The following is a 16,630-nucleotide window of genomic DNA, read 5'->3' as shown; positions in this document are numbered from 1 at the left end:
GCGTGCGGCTCAAGTGCATCAAACTGGCGGGGTTCAAATCCTTCGTCGACCCGACCACGGTGAACTTCCCCAGTAACATGGCGGCGGTGGTCGGGCCCAATGGCTGCGGCAAGTCGAACATCATCGACGCCGTACGTTGGGTGATGGGCGAGAGTTCGGCGAAGAACCTGCGCGGCGAGTCGATGACCGACGTCATCTTCAATGGCTCCACCAGCCGCAAGCCGGTGAGCCAGGCCAGTATCGAACTGGTGTTCGACAACTCCGACGGCACCTTGCTCGGTGAATACGCCGCCTATGCGGAGATTTCGATTCGCCGCAAAGTCACCCGCGACAGCCAGACCACCTATTACCTCAATGGCACCAAGTGCCGGCGCCGTGACATCACCGACATCTTCCTCGGCACTGGCCTGGGCCCGCGCAGTTACTCGATCATCGAGCAGGGGATGATCTCCAAGCTGATCGAGTCCAAGCCCGAAGACCTGCGCAACTTCATCGAGGAAGCGGCAGGGATCTCCAAGTACAAGGAGCGCCGGCGCGAGACGGAAAACCGGATCCGTCGCACCCACGAAAACCTTGAGCGCCTGACCGACCTGCGCGAAGAACTGACGCGTCAGCTCGAGCGTTTGCACCGCCAGGCCGAGGCCGCCAAGAAGTATCAGGAATACAAGGCCGAGGAGCGTCAGCTCAAGGCCCAGCTGTCGGCCCTGCGCTGGCAGGACCTGAACGAGCAGGTCGGCCAGCGTGAAGCGATCATCGGCACTCAGGAAATCAGTTTCGAGGCCCTGGTGGCCGAGCAGCGCAATGCCGATGCGAGCATCGAACGCTTGCGTGACGGTCACCACGACCTGTCCGAGCGCTTCAATCTGGTGCAGGGGCGCTTTTATTCGGTCGGCGGCGACATCGCTCGGGTCGAGCAGAGCATCCAGCATGGCCAGCAACGCTTGCGCCAGCTGCAGGACGATCTCAAGGAAGCCGAGCGTGCGCGCCTGGAAACCGAATCCCACCTGGGCCACGACCGCACGCTGTTGCTGACCCTGGGCGAAGAGCTGGACATGCTGACCCCGGAGCAGGAAATCACCAGCGCCGCCGCCGAGGAAGCGGCCGCCGCGCTGGAAGAGTCCGAAACCACCATGCATGGCTGGCAGGAGCAGTGGGACGCCTTCAACCTCAGTTCGGCCGAGCCCCGGCGCCAGGCCGAGGTGCAGCAGTCGCGCATTCAACAGTTGGAAACCAGCGTCGAACGCTTGGCCGAGCGGCAACGCCGCCTGGCCGAGGAGCGCGATCTGCTGGCCGCTGACCCGGAAGACGCGGCAATCATGGAGCTCAGCGAGCAGCTCGCCGCCAGCGAAGCGACCCTAGAGGACTTGCAGGCCAGCGAACAGGCCCAGGTCGAACGCCTTGAACAGTTGCGCCAGGAGTTGCAGCAGGCCCTGCACAATCAGCAGCAGGCCCAGGGCGACCTGCAACGACTCAATGGGCGTCTGGCGTCGCTGGAGGCCTTGCAGCAAGCCGCACTCGACCCGGGCACCGGCACGGCGCAATGGTTGCGTGAGCAGCAGCTGGCCGAGCGCCCGCGCCTGGCCGAGGGCTTGAGCGTGCAGGCGGGCTGGGAGCTGGCGGTGGAAACCGTGCTGGGGGCTGACCTGCAAGCGGTGCTGGTGGACGATTTCGCCGGTTTCGACCTGGCCGGCTTTGCCCAGGGCGATTTACGCCTGCTCAGCCCGGGTACCGACGGTGTGCGGGTCGCAGGCAGCCTGCTGGACAAGGTCGAGGCGCAGATCGATCTGTCGCCGTGGCTGGGCCAGGTCAAGCCGGTGGAAACCCTTGAGCAGGGCTTGACCTTGCGTGGCCAGTTAGCGGCCGGCGAAAGCCTGATCAGCCGGGACGGCTACTGGATTGGCCGGCACTTTTTGCGCGTGCGCCGCGCCAGCGAAGCCGAAAGTGGAGTCTTGGCCCGTGGCCAGGAAATCCAGGCCCTGGGCCTGGAGCGCGAGGAGCGTGAAGCCACGGTCGAACACCTTGAGACCACCCTGCAGAACCTGCGGGCCCAGCAGCGACAACAGGAGAACGGTCGTGAACACTTGCGCCGCCTGCTGCAGGACGAAGCGCGCCAACAGGGCGAGCTGAAGGCGCAATTGTCCGCGGGCAAGGCCAAGGCCGAGCAGTTGACCTTGCGTCGTACCCGGCTCGATGAAGAGTTGGTGGAGCTGGGCGAGCAGCGCGAGCTGGAGTACGAACAGATCGGCGAGTCGCGCCTGCAATTGCAAGGCGCCCTCGACAGCATGGCCCTGGACACCGAGCAGCGCGAGTTGCTGCTGGCCCAGCGTGACAGCCTGCGCGAGCGCCTCGACCGGGTGCGCCAGGAAGCCCGGCAGCACAAGGACCATGCGCACCAGTTGGCGGTGCGCCTGGGCTCGCTCAAGGCGCAACACGACTCCACGCGTCAGGCCCTGGAGCGCTTGGAGCTGCAGTCCGAGCGCCTGACCGAAAAGCGTGAACAGTTGAGCCTCAATCTGGAGGAGGGTGAGGCGCCGCTGGAAGAATTGCGGCTCAAGCTCGAAGAGTTGCTCGACAAGCGCATGAGCGTCGATGAAGAACTGCGCACCGCCCAGGTCGCGTTGGAAGAGGCCGACCGTGAGCTGCGCGAGGCCGAGAAGCGGCGCACCCAGGCTGAGCAGCAGTCGCAGTTGATCCGCAGCCAGCTCGAGCAGCAGCGCATGGAATGGCAGGCCCTGACCGTGCGTCGCAAAACCCTGCAGGAGCAACTGCTCGAAGACGGCTACGACCTGCACGGCGTGCTCGCGACCCTGGTGGCCGAGGCGAACGAGAACGACGCCGAAGAAGAACTGGAGCGCATTGCCGCGCGGATTCAGCGTCTGGGGGCGATCAACCTGGCGGCCATCGACGAATATCAGCAACAGTCCGAGCGTAAACGTTATCTGGACGCCCAGGACGCCGACCTGGTGGAAGCCCTCGATACCCTGGAAAACGTCATTCGCAAGATCGACAAGGAAACCCGCAACCGCTTCAAGGACACCTTTGATCAGATCAACGGTGGTTTGCAGGCCTTGTTTCCAAAAGTTTTCGGTGGCGGCAGCGCTTATTTGGAACTGACGGGCGAAGATCTACTCGATACAGGGGTGACAATCATGGCGCGTCCACCTGGGAAGAAGAACAGCACCATCCATTTGCTCTCCGGTGGCGAAAAAGCCCTGACCGCATTGGCCCTGGTATTTGCCATCTTCAAACTCAATCCTGCGCCGTTCTGTATGCTCGACGAAGTTGACGCCCCGCTGGATGACGCTAACGTTGGACGCTACGCAAGACTGGTCAAAGAGATGTCACAGACGGTGCAGTTCATCTATATCACCCACAATAAGATCGCCATGGAAATGGCTGACCAATTGATGGGAGTAACGATGCACGAGCCCGGTTGTTCGCGTCTGGTGGCCGTGGATGTCGAGGAGGCGATGGCGATGGTGGACGCCTGACGTCCTGTGTTTAAGCCATATGTTTATGGGAAGTAAGGATTTTCGCCGGTAGGGATTGCTGGCCAATCGACATATTCGCTGAAGCCATTGTGACAGACGGTGTAAAGTTACCTTTGGTCGTGCTAGTTTAATGTCAATTTATTGTGTACGTGGGCAAAACGCCTGTCAGAACATAGAGTTGGCGCCACGTTTTAAAGCGGTTTGCAGCTTGTAAACCCCTTATTTTTCAGCATTTTTTATAGAGGCACGGGATTACATGGAAATCGGTCTGCGCGAGTGGCTGATCGTCATCGGCATCATAGTCATTGCCGGTATTCTTTTTGATGGCTGGCGGCGCATGCGCGGCGGTAAGGGCAAACTCAAGTTTCGCCTGGACCGCAGCCTGTCCAATCTGCCGGACGAGGACAGCGGTGCTGAACTGCTGGGCCCGCCGCGCGTGCTGGATAACCACAAAGAGCCGCAACTGGACGAGCACGATCTGCCGTCGGTCAGCATGCCTGCCCGTGAACCCCGCGAGTCGGGCTCCAAGCGTGGCAAGCGCGGTCACAGCGAGCCGGCCCAGGGCGACTTGAACCTCAACCTGGACCTGGATGGTGGCCCGAGCTTCAGCAGCCGTGACGACGATTTCCCGGACGAAACCAAGGCCTCGAGCGCTGCGGCGAGCAAGGACCAACCGCAAGCCGAAGAAGTGCTGGTGATCAGCGTGATCTGCCGTGATGCCGGTGGCTTCAAGGGCCCGGCGCTGTTGCAGAACATTCTGGAAAGCGGCCTGCGTTTTGGCGAGATGGATATTTTCCACCGCCACGAAAGCATGGCAGGCAATGGCGAAGTCCTGTTCTCCATGGCCAACGCGGTCAAGCCGGGTATTTTTGACCTGGATGACATCGACCACTTCAGCACTCCTGCGGTCAGCTTCTTCCTTGGCCTGCCGGGTCCGCGTCATCCGAAGCAGGCGTTCGATGTGATGGTCGCCGCCGCTCGCAAGTTGTCCCAGGAACTCAATGGCGAACTCAAGGACGATCAGCGCAGCGTCCTGACCGCACAGACCATCGAACACTACCGCCAGCGCATCGTCGAATTCGAGCGCCGTGCCCTGACCCAGAAGCGCTAAGCGCTTGTTCGCTGGCAAGCCAGCTCCTACGGATTGTTGGTTTCCCGTAGAAGCCGGTTTGCCGACGAAGCTTTTATCGAATCAACAGATTGAGCAGCCTCGGCTGCTCTTTTGCTTTATGAGAGAACACCCATGAACGCCGCCGAAAAACGCATTCTAGAGCTTCGCGCTGAACTGGATCTGCACAACTACCGATACTACGTGCTGGATGAGCCGAGCATTCCGGACGCCGAGTACGATCGGTTGTTCCAGGAGCTCAAGGCGCTGGAAGCGGCCAATCCGCAACTGATCAGCCACGACTCGCCGACTCAGCGCGTGGGCGGCGCGGCGCTCTCGGCGTTTACCCAGGTGCGCCACGAAGTGCCCATGCTGAGCCTGGGCAATGCCTTCGAAGAAACCGACATGCACGAGTTCGATCGCCGGGTCACCGAAGGCCTGGACTTGCCGGTCGGCGATCTGTTTGGCGGCGGCGCCGAAGTGGAATACAGCTGCGAGCCCAAGCTCGATGGCCTGGCCGTCAGCCTGTTGTACCAGGATGGCCTGCTGGTGCGCGGCGCTACCCGCGGCGATGGCACCACCGGTGAAGACATCAGCGTCAATGTGCGCACAGTGCGCAATATTCCCCTCAAGCTGCAGGGCAGCGGCTGGCCGGCGACCCTGGAAGTGCGCGGCGAAGTCTATATGTCCAAGGCCGGTTTCGAGCGCCTGAATGCCACGCAGTTGGAGGCGGGCGGCAAGACCTTCGCCAACCCGCGCAATGCCGCCGCCGGCAGCTTGCGCCAACTGGATTCGAAAATCACCGCCAGCCGGCCGCTGGAGTTCTGCTGCTACGGCATCGGTCAGGTATCGGCAGACATTGCCGACACCCACATCGGCAACCTGCTGCAACTCAAGACCTGGGGTGTGCCGGTCAGTCGTGAGTTGAAACTGGCCAAGGGCATCGGCGAATGCCTGGACTATTACCGCGATATCGGTGAGCGGCGCAATGCGCTGCCTTACGAGATCGATGGCGTGGTGTTCAAGGTCAACAGCATTGCCGCGCAGCGTGAGCTGGGCTTTCGTGCCCGTGAGCCGCGCTGGGCGATTGCCCATAAATTCCCGGCCATGGAAGAGCTCACCGAATTGCTCGATGTGGAATTCCAGGTCGGCCGCACCGGTGCGGTGACGCCCGTGGCACGCCTCAAGCCGGTGAAAGTGGCGGGTGTGACGGTGTCCAATGCGACCCTGCACAACATGGACGAAGTGGCACGCCTGGGTCTGATGATCGGCGACACGGTGATCATTCGCCGGGCCGGCGATGTGATTCCGCAGGTGGTGCAGGTGGTCACCGAGCGGCGTCCGGCCGATGCCCGGCCGGTGCAGATTCCCGAGAGCTGCCCGGTCTGTGGCTCCCATGTCGAGCGCACGCAGTTGATCAAGCGCAGCAAGGGGCGCGAAACCATCAGCGAAGGCGCGGTGTACCGCTGCGTCGGCCGCCTGGCCTGTGGGGCGCAGCTCAAGCAGGCGATTATCCATTTCGTTTCGCGGCGGGCCATGGACATTGAGGGCCTGGGCGAAAAAAGCGTCGAACAGTTGGTCGATGAAGGCCTGGTCAGCTCGCCGGCGGACCTGTATGGGCTGACGTTCGAGCAGATCGTCGACTTGGAAGGCTTTGCCGAACTGTCGAGCAAGAACCTGCTGGCGGCCATTGCCGACAGCAAGCGCCAGAGCCTGGCGCGGTTTATCTATGCGCTGGGCATTCCGGATGTCGGCGAGGAGACGGCCAAGGTCCTGGCGCGCTCGCTGGGCTCGCTGGAGCGCGTACAGCAGGCATTGCCGCAAGTGCTGACGTACTTGCCGGATGTCGGCCTGGAGGTCGCCCACGAGATCCGCAGCTTCTTCACCGACAGCCACAATCAGCAGGTGATCAAGCAGCTGTTGGCTCATGGCCTGGAGATTCAGGATCAGGGTGAGCTGGGCGCCGAGTTCGCCGCGAGCACCACCCTTGGGGGGTTGCTCGACAAGTTGCACATTCCTTCGGTCGGTCCCGGCGGGGCGCAGAAGCTGGCCGACAAGTTCGGTTCGCTGCAAGCGGTGATCGAGGCGGACTGGCTGGACATGCGCCAGGCTCTGCCGGAGAAACAGGCCAACGCGGTGCGCGAGTTTTTTGCGAACGAGGACAATCGCCAGCAAGCCCTGGCGGCTGAGCAGCAGTTGCGTGACTTCGGCATGCATTGGCAGAGCGAAAAGAAAGTCGTCGAAGGCTTGCCGCTGGCCGGGCAGACTTGGGTGCTCACCGGCTCCCTGGAACTGATGAGCCGCGACATCGCCAAGGACAAGCTGGAAAGCCTGGGCGCCAAGGTCGCCGGCTCAGTCTCGGCCAAGACCTATTGTGTGGTGGCAGGGCCGGGCGCCGGCTCGAAACTGGTCAAGGCCAATGAGCTGGGGCTCAAGGTGCTGGATGAACAGGCTTTTGTCGCGTTCCTGGGCGGGCACGGCATTACCGTGTGACGGTGGGGGCTGGCCGGGCGGCGCTCCGCTTGCCCGCGCTGACGTCCTTGGCGACAACCGGACACTCAGAGTCAGAGGGAACGATCAACGCGGTGCCAGGATCTAGACTTGGCCAGCCCCCAGGGAGAGATCGCCATGTACCGCTTCTTCGAGCAACTCAGCGCGCGGATCGCCGCGCCCTTCATCGGCGACAGTTCACGCAACAGCAAGGTCTGGCCGTGCCGGTGTGGGCAGTCGCTGTTTTTTCGCAACAGCCAGTGCCTGGCCTGCACCGCAGCCCTGGGCTATCAGCCTGAACAAAGCCGCTTGTCGTCGCTGCAGCCCGGCCCACAGCCGGACACCTGGCACTTGGACGCCGACCTGGGAGGTGGCCTGTTTCGGCGCTGCGCCAACCTCGATACGCCAGCGGCCTGCAACTGGCTGCTGCCTGCTGGCGATCCGCACTCGCACTGCATTGCCTGTCGCCTGAACCGGACCATCCCCGATCTGTCCATTGCGCAAAACCACGAGCACTGGCGCAAGGTGGAGATCGCCAAGCGTCGACTGGTCGCGCAATTGCTCGACCTGGGGTTGCAGGTTATCGACCGCTCCATCGACGAAGAGCACGGGCTGGCCTTCGATTTTGTCAGCATCGATCTCGACGGCAAGCCGCCAATGACGGGGCACGCCAGCGGCCTGGTCACCCTGGATATCCGTGAGGCCGACGACGCGCACCGCGAACGGGTCCGGGTGCAGATGGGCGAACCCTACCGCACCCTGCTGGGACACTTGCGGCATGAGGTCGGACATTATTATTGGGATCGCCTGATTGCCAACGGTCCCTGGCTCGACGGCTGTCGCCAGGTGTTCGGCGATGAGCGCGCCAGCTATGCCGAGGCGCTGGAGCGGCATTATCAGCAAGGCGCCCCGGTGGATTGGCAGCAAAGCCACGTCAGTGCCTACGCCACCATGCACCCCTGGGAAGACTGGGCGGAAACCTGGGCCCATTACCTGCACATGATGGATGCGGTGGACACGGCGCTGGGCTTGGGCATGAGCGCTCGGCAGATGGATTTCGACTACCCGGCATTTCCTGCCAGCGTGCTCTATGACCCGCAGCACCCGGGCGCCGCGGCGTTCCTGTCGTTCGTCAATGCCTGGATCGAATTGGCTGGCATGCTCAACGAGCTGTCGCGCAGCATGGGCCAGCCTGACTTCTACCCCTTCGTCCTGCCGCCAGGGGTCGTCGGCAAGCTGCACTTCATTCACCTGGTGATCCAGCAAGAAGGCGGCCGCGCCGACCAGGCGGTGCAGGCCCTGTAGCAGCTGTCGAGCCTGCGAGGCTGCGTTCGGCGGCACGGCGGCCGCCATGCGCTGAATCAGGTCCACCCAGTGAGTCGGGGCGACGACGGCGACGCCGCCGAACGCAGGCTGCGCCAGCTGCTACCTGCGCTGTTCTCGCAGGGCTATCGCATGTCATTGAAGTGGCTCATTTTTTTTAATCTGCGGGAACGGTTGTAACTTCGTCTCAGATAGGTACAATGGCACGGCTCGCCGACTGGCGAGTGTCGTTATGGTGACCCCATCGGTCCCCCCGCAACGATTACCCGTGAACCTGGTCAGATCCGGAAGGAAGCAGCCACAGCGGGAACATTGTGTGCCGGGGTGTGGCTGGTGGGGTTACCACCTATCTAGAAAACCGTTGTAAATCAGCGCGTTATCAGTCAAAAAAATATCGAAGTGTGAGAGCGCTTACGTGCTTTTCATTCTAAGTCGCTATTAACTTCTCTCCAGGTTTATCTCTGCGTCGGCTCGTCTCTTGATCTTTTCACTGCAAGATCGGCATCGCTGGTGTGAGAAAATTACTAGTACATCAGGTCTCCTCTGTTTGTCCCTCTGATCTGCTTTCAGCAAACCTCCGTTCGATCCCGGCTTCCCTTCGGCTTTTAGGAGCAAACTTTCGCCTGAAATGCGAAAGCGAGAGCTAAGCTTCCAAACTTGGGATTGTTAAGAGTTGAGATCAGTGAATGAAAACTGCATGGCTTATCACGTGGGAATGGCTCGGTGATCATGCTGCCGTAGAGGATAAAGTGGTTGCGGTCGTCAACTACCGTCGTCCAGCTCCTTACATAAAGGACTTGATGGAGCAGCTTTACATCGAAAAGACTTCATCAGTTTCCGAGAAGGTAGCTTACGCAAAAGACATGAAATCGAATCCGTATCCTGCGTCTTTTGGTGACATTGGTGGGGTTCAGTGGCGTGGTCGGCTCTTCTGCGGAAATAACCCACACTTGTTCGCTCGGCTGGTGAGTAATGTTCGAGTCGAAGTGCAAGATGGTGTGGAGACATTGCTATGGGAGGAGCGCCCTGCTCCTGTCCTGTCGTGAACTCCTGTCAATCGCCAAGGAGGATCATATGAGGCTGAGCCTTGTTGTAAGCGTCACTGTCGCCATGGCTCGTGGTGGCTGTCTTATGGCATTCAAAGGTCACGCGCCTGATGGACGAGAGGAGGCTGCATTGACTGCTCTTGAGGTGCACTGAGCACCTGAGAAGCTGGCGGTAAGTCGTATGAAGTCGTTTCGCATACTTGGCAATGCACAGCGAGGTTAAGCATGAAGACGTTATTTGTAATGGCGCTGCTGGTATCGGTGCTGGGTAGCACATCCGCTTCCGCTGATACATTCGACGGGTACGAATGTACGGATGATTGCTCGGGGCATCAGGCTGGGTATGACTGGGCTGAAGACAATGACATTGATGACGAGGACTCGTGCGACACGCCGTCCCAATCATTCAACGAGGGTTGTCAGTCATTTGTTCAGGGCGGCAGCGGGTTTATCTCATCGGATGATGACGGATGAGTAGCGTGAAGGCGCTGGTGGTGGATTGATAAATTCTCGTCTACAGAGAAAAAGGGGATTGTCCTAGATGCGTGAACTGAAAATGCTATTGGGTGGAATCATGCTGGCCAGCATCGCTGGTTGTACTGGCGCTCAGATGGTGTCCTCACCTGACTCGGGAGCAGCATATGCACCAGTTAACGAGGGCGCTCGGTTGGGGGTGATCAAGTACCTCAACGATGGGGCGGATGTCGTTCGCAAAATGCGTCGGGAAGATGCTTACAAACAGATGCACGCTGCCTGTAAGGGACGATATAGGATTGAGGGCGAAGGGAGTAACCCTGAGGGCGGGTCGGCCTTCACTTCGGGGAATGGTACCTATTGGGCACAGTCCAACTACTGGTATATCCAGTTCTCCTGCATCTAATACAGGCGCCGTCAGGGAGCAGCGAACGAAAACAAGGATGGCGGCGTCAGCACTTGGGGAGCGCTGAGTTGCGGTGAAGCAATGGGCAGGCGGAAATGAGTTACTCACGCAATGCCAAGGCGCAGTCAGATGCATGGAAACTGGCGAATCAGATAGCTATATGTCGGTGGGCTACTGCTTTTGGGTAATTAATGGCGTGGTGAATACCATGGTGACATATGAACGAATATATGTTGCCCAAGGAGAAAGCCTACTTCCCTGACGACCTCAAAAACGTGCAAGGGGCCAGAATCGTCGTTAGATGCCTACAAAATGATCCAGCATCGTTCCATCGTGATTTGACGTTTGTCAGTGGCTTGATTCGCACCTGAGTTCATGTGCGATATTCCCTATCCAAAACCCCACCAGTCCAAACGCAGTGAGTCTTTCAGCGAACTGCGAAGCATGCTTGCATGCCACCTGGTCAGATCCGGAAGGAAGCAGCCACAGCGGGAACATTGTGTGCCGGGGTGTGGCTGGTGGGGTTACCACCTTAACGCTGTGCTACAGCCTCGCTGGACATTTCCAGCCCATCCGCGCTGTCAGCATCTACTCCTGAATCCTGCTGTTTATTGCCCTCCGAGCGTTTCTCGGTCCAGGGTGTCTTCTGCTGTCTGCCCCCGGCGGCGCCGCTCCCGCGTGTTGCGCTTTTCTATGGGCGCGTGAACGACACAGCAGAGGCAACGATCAACGTTGCCTCTGCTGTTGGTTGTTTCTGGCGCTAAGGCTTGGACAAGGCGTGATCAACCGCTGCGATCAGCTTTCCCAGATCCTTTGGGGGGGCTTTGTGTACGACACCAAACAGATACGCTCGCTGTTCGTCTTCGTCGCCATAATCGGCGAAAAACACTTTGAGCTTCACTCCCATTGCGTTGGCAAGCATGAACAGGGCTTCAACACTGGGGGTATAGGTGCCGGTTTCGAAGCGGCTGATGGTTTTGGGGTCAAAACCGGTTCTTTCGCCGAGTTCAGCCTGAGTTAGCCCCGCTACCTTGCGATAACGTTTGATGGCTGGACCCAAACTTGAAATGTGCATCGCTCAATTCCCATTTAGAATCAAGAACTTAACGACAGATTTTGGCATTGCACAACTGCATGATTCATCACCTTGCTTTCAAATATGTGATGTATTTCGTAGAATTGGCGCTCGACACGGGCATTGGGTGGCTAAAAATCCGCAGTTTAGGCGATGTGAAACAGCCATCATTGGGCAAGTTTCTTCTGTGCAGGAAGCGGAAGAAATGAACCAGATGGCAGGTTGAGTGTCGACTATGCGGATTTTTGTCTGACTGATTAGAAGCCTTTAAGGCTAGTTGGTCTTCGCCCGTTCGGGGGCCATCACCGCTGTTCATGGAGTGTTAATGTGCATCTGAATATGCCAGCCCGCACGATTACAAGGACTTTGCCTGCGTTGCCCCCCGGGCTGCGACCTGCCGAGCCGTTCTACTACGCCCCCCCTACCTCTTCCAAGCGTTGCGCGCTGGTTGAGCGGTACGACCGCTAGCCACCACAGGCCAAACTCATGGATGAGAAATACCGCAGGGCGGTGGATGCCGCCGCTCTATTTTCCGAAACCGACCTCGATGGTCGAATCACCTACGTCAACGACCGGTTCTGTGCGGTCTCCGGATATCGCCGGGAAGAGCTGCTGGGCGTCGATCACCGGCTGCTCAATTCCGGGCTGCACCCTGACGAGTTCTTTGCCACGCTGTGGCGCACCATCGCCCTGGGCAATGTCTGGAAGGGTGAACTGTGCAACCGGGCCAAGGACGGTAGCCTGTATTGGGTCGACAGTACCCTGCTGCCGGTGCTGGACGAGTCGACGGGGCGGGTGCACCGCTACGTGTCGATTGGCTTTGATACCAGCGAGCAGCGCCAGTTGCTGCATTCGCTGCAATGGCGGGTCGGGCATGACGTGCTGACCGGCTTGCCCAATCGGGCGTTCCTCTCCGACCTGCTGAACCAGGCCCTGGACTGCTCGCGCATCGAAGAGGTGCCGCTGGCGGTGTGCATGCTCGACCTGGACGGTTTCAAGGCGGTCAATGACGGCTATGGCCATGCCAGTGGCGACCTGTTGCTGGTGGAAGTGGCCAAACGCCTGCGCAGTATTGTGCGTGGCGAGGATGTGGTGGCGCGCCTGGCCGGGGACGAGTTTGTGCTGATCCTGCGCTATGTGCGTGATGTGGCGGAGCTGCGCGCGGCGTTGAACCGGGTGCTGGGGGCGATTTCGGCGGCCTACTCAATCCAGGGCAAGGACATTCACGTCTACGCCAGTATCGGCGTGACCCTGTTTCCCCTGGACAGCGATGACGCCGAGACCTTGTTGCGCCATGCCGACCAGGCCATGTACGTGGCCAAGCAGAGCGGGCGAAACCGCTTTCACCTGTTTGATGTAATGCGCGATCGCGAGGTCAAGGCGACGCACCAGACCGTCGCCCGTGTCCGCCAAGCCTTGCTGGGCAATGAACTGCGCCTGCATTTCCAGCCCAAGGTGAATATGCGCGGCGGTGTCGTGGTCGGTTTCGAAGCCTCGTTGCGCTGGGAGCATCCGCAGAAGGGCGCGGTGCCGCCACGGGAGTTTTTGCCACTGGTGGAGGAAACCGACCTGATCGTCGATATCGGCGAGTGGGTCATAGACCAGGTGCTGGCGCAGTTGTCCCGCTGGCAGGCGAGTGGGCAGCAATGGCCGGTCAGCGTCAACATTGCTGCCCGGCATTTCCAGCGCACAGACTTCTTCGACCGGCTCAAACAGGTGCTGGAGCGTCACGCCCGGGTCGCTCCCCATCTGCTGGACCTGGAGATTGTCGAGTCCATGGCGATCGAAAACATCCAGCATGTCACTGCCTGCCTGCAGGCCTGCCAGGCGCTGGGGGTGAGGTTCACGCTGGGGGATTTCGGTACCGGTCACTCGTCCCTCAGTTACCTCAAGCGCCTGAACACGCAAACCATCAAGATCGATCAGTCTTTTGTCCGCGATATTCTGCATGATCGCGACGACCTGGCCCTGACCACTGCCGTGATCGGCCTGGCGCGGGCGTTTGGTCGGGAGGTGATCGCCGAGGGAGTGCAGAGCCTCGAACATGGCCAACTGCTGCTAACCCTGGGCTGCGAAGTCGCCCAGGGTTACTTCATTGCCCGGCCGATGCCGGCCAGCGAGGTGCCGGGCTGGGTCGCGAATTTCGTCGCGCCCCTGCAGTGGCAGGCGCTGGATGAGGCTGTCTGAACCTAGGGTGATGGCTCTTGAGTGCCGGTATAAAGGCGGATGATGTCGTCGATCTCACCGGACATTTTCATCCGCAGCAGGGTCCGCAGGATGCGCTGCACCGGCAGGTCCGGATCGTTGCGCACGTAGCAGCCGACGTGCAGCTCCTGCAGGACGGCGACGGCGCGTAATTGCCGCTCCGGCAGCAAGCGTTGATTGAACCAGTCCAGGGTCCACTGGTTGCTCACCCCGTACTCATTGCGCCCGGCCAGCAGCTTTTGCAGGACCTGGTCCTGGTTGCGGGCGTCGTCGCGCTTGAGTTGCCCGCTGTCGAACAGCGGTTGCAGGGTCGGGTAGTTGTAGCTCAGCACCGTGCCGATGGATTGGGGGGCCTGGCTGGCCGGGACTACCGACGCATGACGGTGCTGGGTGCTGATCAACAGGTCGCGCTGGAACCACAGGGGAATGCTCCAGATATAGTCGCCGGACTGGTTGGGTAGCCAGGATTGCGCGGCGTAGCAGCGGACGTCGATTTCCCCGTGCTCCATGGCGTTTTGCACGCGCGCGCGGGCCAGGACGTGGAATTCGGCGGGCAAGCCGACCTGGGTGGCGAGGCTGAGCATCACGTCATGCAAAATGCCCTGGGTCGGGCGTCCGTGCTCGATCTGCACCATGGGCATGGCCCAGCTGTCGGTGATGGCGAAACGCAAAGGGCTGGGCGCCGCAAGAGCGCTGGCGCTGACCAGTAACAATGCCCCCAAGGCTGACCGCATAAACTCTCCAGCAAATACCGCCCGACGCCGATTAAAACGTCCCCCAGACACCATCTTAGCCAGATTAGCCGAGCACACCGGATGCAATTTTGCCCTTGCTCCGCTAGCATTACCCGCTTCCGCTTCCCAGTTGCGACGGTTTTCGATGAGTTATCAGGTTCTTGCACGTAAATGGCGTCCGCGCTCGTTCCGCGAAATGGTCGGCCAGACCCATGTGCTCAAGGCTCTGATCAATGCCTTGGACAGCCAGCGGCTGCACCACGCCTATTTGTTTACCGGCACCCGCGGGGTGGGCAAGACCACCATCGCGCGGATCATTGCCAAATGCCTGAACTGTGAAACAGGTATCACTTCGACGCCGTGCGGCACCTGTTCGGTGTGCCGTGAGATCGATGAGGGACGCTTTGTCGACCTGATCGAGATCGACGCCGCGAGCCGGACCAAGGTCGAGGACACCCGCGAACTGCTGGACAACGTGCAGTACGCGCCGAGCCGTGGGCGCTTCAAGGTCTACCTGATCGACGAAGTGCACATGCTCTCCAGCCATTCCTTCAATGCGCTGTTGAAAACCCTCGAAGAGCCGCCGCCCTACGTCAAGTTCATCCTGGCCACCACTGACCCGCAGAAACTTCCGGCAACGATTTTGTCGCGCTGCCTGCAGTTCTCCCTGAAAAACATGACGCCTGAGCGCGTGGTCGAACACTTGACCCACGTCCTGGGCGTGGAGAACGTGCCGTTCGAAGACGACGCCCTGTGGTTGCTCGGGCGCGCCGCCGACGGTTCGATGCGCGATGCCATGAGCCTCACCGACCAGGCGATTGCCTTCGGTGAAGGCAAGGTCATGGCAGCGGACGTGCGGGCCATGCTCGGCACCCTCGACCATGGCCAGGTCTACGACGTCCTGCACGCGCTGATCGAAGGCGACGCCAAGGCGTTGCTCGAAGGCGTCCGCCACCTGGCCGAGCAAGGCCCTGACTGGAACGGCGTGCTCTCGGAAATACTCAACGTGTTGCACCGCGTAGCGATTGCCCAGGCACTGCCCGAAGGTGTCGACAACGGTCAGGGCGACCGCGACCGGGTGTTGGCGCTGGCCCAGGCCTTGCCGGCCGAGGATGTGCAGTTCTATTACCAGATGGGGCTGATTGGTCGGCGCGATCTGCCGCTGGCCCCTGATCCGCGGGGCGGCTTTGAAATGGTCCTGCTGCGGATGCTGGCTTTCCGCCCGGCAGACACCGCCGATGCGCCGAGGCAGCCGCTAAAGCCAGTGGGGATCAGCCAGGCCACAGTTGATTCCGCTCACTCAGTGGCTGGCGCGTTGCCTGTTGCGCCGGTCGTGGCCGCTGCGCCGATTGTTGCGGCACCTGCACCCACCCCTGCGCCTGTGGCGCCGGTGGTCGAGCCTGAACCTGAGGTGTACGTCGCACCTGAGCCGGCAGCCGTTGTCGAGGAGGTCGTCGACCTGCCCTGGAACGACCCGGTAGAGCCGGCCGCCGAGCTGCAACCGGCGGTCGAGCCGGTGCTCGAGACCGTCGCCGAACAGCCAGACCTGACCCCGATGCCCGTGCCGGTGCCCGACAGTGTGGTGCCGGATGCGCCGGAATGGGCCGCCGCGCCGATTCCCGAGCCTTCGGTGGCCGAGGTGGACGCCGCCACGCCAGACATGGACCTGGATGATGAGCCGCCGCTGGACGAGGATTACATCGAGCCAGACATGGATTCGGCGTACAGCTACCTTGATGAACTGGCCAGCGAGCACACCGCCGAGCCTGCGCCTGCGCCGGAACCGGAGCCCGCAGCGATGCCGGCCACCGGCCTGGCCCTGCAGTGGCTGGAGCTGTTCCCGAAACTGCCGATTTCCGGCATGACCGGCAGCATCGCCGCCAACTGCACGCTGATCGCGGTGGACGGCGACCAGTGGTTGCTGCACCTGGACCCGGCCCACAGCGCGCTGTTCAACGCCACCCAGCAACGGCGGCTCAACGATGCCCTGAACCAACTGCTGGAGCGCACCCTGACGGTGAGCATCGAGCTGATCAAGCCCGAGCAGGAAACCCCGGCCCAGGCATCGTCCCGGCGGCGCGCCAACCGTCAGCGCGAGGCTGAGGACTCGATCCACGGCGATCCGTTCATCCAGCAGATGATGCAACAGTTCGGCGCAGTGATCCGTAACGATACTATTGAACCTGTCGAGGCCCTGGTCAGCCAGGGCTAACAAACTGAAGGTGCCCGGTCCACTGGGCCGGGCACCGTTTTGATCCACGTACTTTTGAGGTGATTC

The 16,630-nt window shown here is 60.9% G+C and carries 11 protein-coding genes and 1 other RNA gene; 10 read left to right on the top strand and 2 right to left on the bottom strand.

Annotated features, from left to right (window positions below):
• Positions 1-2 precede the first annotated feature (2 nt).
• From smc to H7995_RS07350, 8 genes are all read left to right on the top strand, one after another.
• On the top strand, positions 3-3,491 hold the full coding sequence (gene smc / locus H7995_RS07385) for a chromosome segregation protein SMC (protein WP_185818179.1): 3,489 nt from the start codon (positions 3-5) through the stop codon (positions 3,489-3,491).
• Positions 3,492-3,747: 256 nt separating this feature from the next.
• Positions 3,748-4,602 (top strand): cell division protein ZipA, encoded by an 855-nt coding sequence (zipA, locus tag H7995_RS07380; RefSeq protein WP_166590095.1) that lies wholly within the window; start codon positions 3,748-3,750, stop codon positions 4,600-4,602.
• 132 nt (positions 4,603-4,734) lie between these two features.
• Positions 4,735-7,092: an NAD-dependent DNA ligase LigA gene (ligA, locus tag H7995_RS07375; RefSeq protein ID WP_185818178.1), complete on the top strand. Its 2,358-nt coding sequence runs from the start codon at positions 4,735-4,737 to the stop codon at positions 7,090-7,092.
• A 135-nt stretch (positions 7,093-7,227) separates the two neighbouring features.
• Positions 7,228-8,394: a zinc-binding metallopeptidase family protein gene (locus tag H7995_RS07370; RefSeq protein ID WP_185818193.1), complete on the top strand. Its 1,167-nt coding sequence runs from the start codon at positions 7,228-7,230 to the stop codon at positions 8,392-8,394.
• Positions 8,395-8,654: 260 nt separating this feature from the next.
• Positions 8,655-8,751: signal recognition particle sRNA small type (gene ffs, locus H7995_RS07365), an RNA gene on the top strand.
• 347 nt (positions 8,752-9,098) lie between these two features.
• A complete protein-coding gene (locus tag H7995_RS07360; protein WP_185818177.1) occupies positions 9,099-9,458 on the top strand; it encodes a hypothetical protein in 360 nt (119 codons plus the stop codon).
• Positions 9,459-9,683: 225 nt separating this feature from the next.
• On the top strand, positions 9,684-9,932 hold the full coding sequence (locus H7995_RS07355) for a hypothetical protein (protein ID WP_185818176.1): 249 nt from the start codon (positions 9,684-9,686) through the stop codon (positions 9,930-9,932).
• A gap of 67 nt (positions 9,933-9,999) precedes the next feature.
• Positions 10,000-10,338, top strand: coding sequence for a hypothetical protein (locus tag H7995_RS07350; protein WP_185818175.1), 339 nt, complete (start codon positions 10,000-10,002; stop codon positions 10,336-10,338).
• A 760-nt stretch (positions 10,339-11,098) separates the two neighbouring features.
• On the opposite strand, the gene H7995_RS07345 is transcribed toward H7995_RS07350, so the two are convergent.
• The gene (locus H7995_RS07345) at positions 11,099-11,413 is read right to left on the bottom strand and encodes a helix-turn-helix domain-containing protein (RefSeq protein WP_166590097.1); all 315 of its coding nucleotides are present in this window, start codon (positions 11,411-11,413) and stop codon (positions 11,099-11,101) included.
• 486 nt (positions 11,414-11,899) lie between these two features.
• On the opposite strand from H7995_RS07345, the gene H7995_RS07340 reads away from it, so the two are divergent.
• Positions 11,900-13,600, top strand: coding sequence for a putative bifunctional diguanylate cyclase/phosphodiesterase (locus tag H7995_RS07340; protein ID WP_185818174.1), 1,701 nt, complete (start codon positions 11,900-11,902; stop codon positions 13,598-13,600).
• Between the two features lie 2 nt (positions 13,601-13,602).
• Here H7995_RS07340 and H7995_RS07335 read toward each other — a convergent pair whose 3' ends face one another.
• Positions 13,603-14,352, bottom strand: coding sequence for a substrate-binding periplasmic protein (locus tag H7995_RS07335; RefSeq protein WP_185818173.1), 750 nt, complete (start codon positions 14,350-14,352; stop codon positions 13,603-13,605).
• Between the two features lie 145 nt (positions 14,353-14,497).
• Here H7995_RS07335 and dnaX point away from each other — a divergent pair, with 145 nt between their 5' ends.
• Positions 14,498-16,564, top strand: coding sequence for a DNA polymerase III subunit gamma/tau (gene dnaX / locus H7995_RS07330; RefSeq protein WP_185818172.1), 2,067 nt, complete (start codon positions 14,498-14,500; stop codon positions 16,562-16,564).
• The last annotated feature ends 66 nt before the right edge of the window (positions 16,565-16,630 follow it).

The organism is Pseudomonas kielensis, from assembly GCF_014236655.1.
Lineage (GTDB): Bacteria > Pseudomonadota > Gammaproteobacteria > Pseudomonadales > Pseudomonadaceae > Aquipseudomonas > Aquipseudomonas kielensis.
The sequence above is the reverse complement of the archived record's forward strand: the minus strand, read 5'-3'. Positions and strand labels throughout refer to the sequence as shown.

Excerpts from the sequence above, each read along its gene's own strand:
- H7995_RS07370 (WP_185818193.1), top strand. The coding sequence starts at position 7,228 with ATGTACCGCTTCTTCGAGCAACTCAGCGCGCGGATCGCCGCGCCCTTC.
- ligA (WP_185818178.1), top strand. The coding sequence starts at position 4,735 with ATGAACGCCGCCGAAAAACGCATTCTAGAGCTTCGCGCTGAACTGGAT.
- zipA (WP_166590095.1), top strand. The coding sequence starts at position 3,748 with ATGGAAATCGGTCTGCGCGAGTGGCTGATCGTCATCGGCATCATAGTC.
- H7995_RS07355 (WP_185818176.1), top strand. The coding sequence starts at position 9,684 with ATGAAGACGTTATTTGTAATGGCGCTGCTGGTATCGGTGCTGGGTAGC.
- H7995_RS07335 (WP_185818173.1), bottom strand. The coding sequence starts at position 14,352 with ATGCGGTCAGCCTTGGGGGCATTGTTACTGGTCAGCGCCAGCGCTCTT.
- H7995_RS07350 (WP_185818175.1), top strand. The coding sequence starts at position 10,000 with ATGCGTGAACTGAAAATGCTATTGGGTGGAATCATGCTGGCCAGCATC.
- dnaX (WP_185818172.1), top strand. The coding sequence starts at position 14,498 with ATGAGTTATCAGGTTCTTGCACGTAAATGGCGTCCGCGCTCGTTCCGC.
- H7995_RS07345 (WP_166590097.1), bottom strand. The coding sequence starts at position 11,413 with ATGCACATTTCAAGTTTGGGTCCAGCCATCAAACGTTATCGCAAGGTA.
- H7995_RS07340 (WP_185818174.1), top strand. The coding sequence starts at position 11,900 with ATGGATGAGAAATACCGCAGGGCGGTGGATGCCGCCGCTCTATTTTCC.
- H7995_RS07360 (WP_185818177.1), top strand. The coding sequence starts at position 9,099 with ATGAAAACTGCATGGCTTATCACGTGGGAATGGCTCGGTGATCATGCT.